This window comes from Rhizobium altiplani (assembly GCF_001542405.1).
Taxonomy (GTDB): Bacteria; Pseudomonadota; Alphaproteobacteria; order Rhizobiales; family Rhizobiaceae; genus Rhizobium; species Rhizobium altiplani.
Genome location: NZ_LNCD01000047.1, coordinates 288 through 2,021 on the forward strand (window position 1 = coordinate 288; position 1,734 = coordinate 2,021).

General features: G+C 55.8%; 2 protein-coding genes and 2 pseudogenes. 3 read left to right on the top strand and 1 reads right to left on the bottom strand.

Annotated elements, in window-relative coordinates; all coding sequences use genetic code 11:
- Window positions 1–170: 170 nt before the first annotated feature.
- Window positions 171–345: pseudogene (locus tag AS026_RS39615) on the bottom strand (transposase domain-containing protein); the annotation flags it as partial.
- 77 nt (window positions 346–422) lie between these two features.
- Here AS026_RS39615 and AS026_RS43180 point away from each other — a divergent pair.
- From AS026_RS43180 to AS026_RS09705, 3 genes and pseudogenes are all read left to right on the top strand, one after another.
- Window positions 423–539: pseudogene (locus AS026_RS43180) on the top strand (hypothetical protein); the annotation flags it as partial.
- A gap of 106 nt (window positions 540–645) precedes the next feature.
- The gene (locus AS026_RS43185) at window positions 646–810 is read left to right on the top strand and encodes a hypothetical protein (RefSeq protein WP_245307414.1); all 165 of its coding nucleotides are present in this window, start codon (window positions 646–648) and stop codon (window positions 808–810) included.
- The coding region (locus AS026_RS09705) for a recombinase family protein (RefSeq protein WP_131815295.1) at window positions 803–1,734 on the top strand (932 nt) is incomplete at its 3' end. The genes AS026_RS43185 and AS026_RS09705, both read left to right, overlap by 8 nt.

A 1,734-nucleotide genomic window follows, 5' to 3' on the forward strand; every position in this document is an offset into this window, starting at 1 on the left:
AGAACGACGAGGCCTGCTTGCCTGCCAACCATCAATCAACTCCTGCTCTTCTAACAGAAGCCAAACAAAATGAAGCTTACTTTGGTTCCAGGTGACTAGGCTCAGGACTCAGATCAAAGCCAGAAGATAACGGCGGCTGCGATGCCGAGTAAGCAACAAGCCGAGGCCGTTCAGGCGGCGTAATTCCACGGCATGAGCGCTTCGATTTTGGTGCTGGGCCAGGCATTGGCAAGGCGTTCAAGCGTCTGCGTTAGCCAGGCCTGCGGATCGACGTTGTTCATCTTTGTTTGCCGTCTGCAGAAGCGTCGCGATGGTCGCCCAGGTCTTGCCGCCACCGTCGAAGCCGGGTTCATAATGCCGGGTTTCTGGCATTCGAGTCCACGGTCAGGTATCCCTTCCATCCACTGGTTGACCAAACTGTATTGGTAACCGGCAGCCATGAGCACGAAGGTGTTCATTATCTGCTGATTCGACAAGCCCATGGTGGCTCATTTCAAATCCCCGCATGGATGTTTGATCCTGCGGCGAGTTCGATCGAGATTGTAGCCGAGCCGCGCCTTTCGGCAGCCAAGCTTATTGAACTGCGCGCATTCATTGATTCTCACGTACCTTTTCGCTCGGTTCAAGAAGCCGAAGGGATAAGCCATGAGAAAGCAATTTCGCATGCAATTGGATCTGTTCGTGACAGCCCGGCCGGTAGACCTGAGCGACACCCAGCGCCGGGAAGCCTTAACGCTCCTGCAATTACTGTTGACGGAAGCGGCGGCAAAGCGGTGCGCCGACGGCGGAAAGGAGGCGGGCAATGAGTAAGATTACCGCCGACCATCTTAGCCTTAGCGCCTTCGTCTACGTCCGGCAGTCGACGGCCTACCAGGTTGCCAATAACCTGGAAAGCCAACGACGGCAGTACGGCTTAGTCGAGCGTGCTCGACAGTTGGGTTGGGAGACCGTCGAGATCGTCGACGATGACCTTGGACGATCCGGAGGTGGCACCGCCCGCCCAGGATTCGAGAAGCTGTTGGCGGCGATATGTGAAGGTCGGGTGGGAGCAGTCGTATCGCTTGAGGCCTCACGTCTGGCGCGCAATGGCCGTGATTGGCATACGTTGCTGGAATTTTGTGGTCTGGTCGGCACTCTAATCGTTGACGAAGAGGCTATTTACGATCCACGCTCGCCTAACGATCGCCTCCTTCTTGGCATGAAGGGTACGATGAGCGAGATGGAGTTATCCGTGTTTCGGCAACGATCCGTCGAGGCCATGCGCCAAAAGGCGCGGCGCGGCGAACTTCATCTGACTGTTGCCGTCGGATATGTGAAGACGGATGATGCCCGTGTCGAGAAAGATCCTGATCGGCGCGTTCAGGAGAGCATTCTGCTCGTCTTTCGTAAATTCGCCGAACTGCAGACCGTCCGCCAGGTGTTGCTCTGGTTCAGACAAGAGAATGTCTTGGTTCCGTCTGTCAATCAAGGGCGCGGCAAACCGCCGATCGAGTGGAAAGCTCCGGTTTATCATACCCTTCATCACATACTGACAAACCCCGTCTACGCTGGCTCGTACGCCTACGGCCGGCGTGGGACACGGGTGATGATCAAGGATGGGCGCAAACGGATCATCCGTGATACGTTGCGGCGTAATTCGAAGGACTGGGAAGTTTTGATCCACGACCATCATGAAGGCTATATTAGCTGGGCCGAGTTTGAAAGGAATCAGCATCTGATCGCCGAGAATGCGAA

Excerpts from the sequence above, each read along its gene's own strand:
- AS026_RS43185 (WP_245307414.1), top strand. The coding sequence starts at position 646 with ATGAGAAAGCAATTTCGCATGCAATTGGATCTGTTCGTGACAGCCCGG.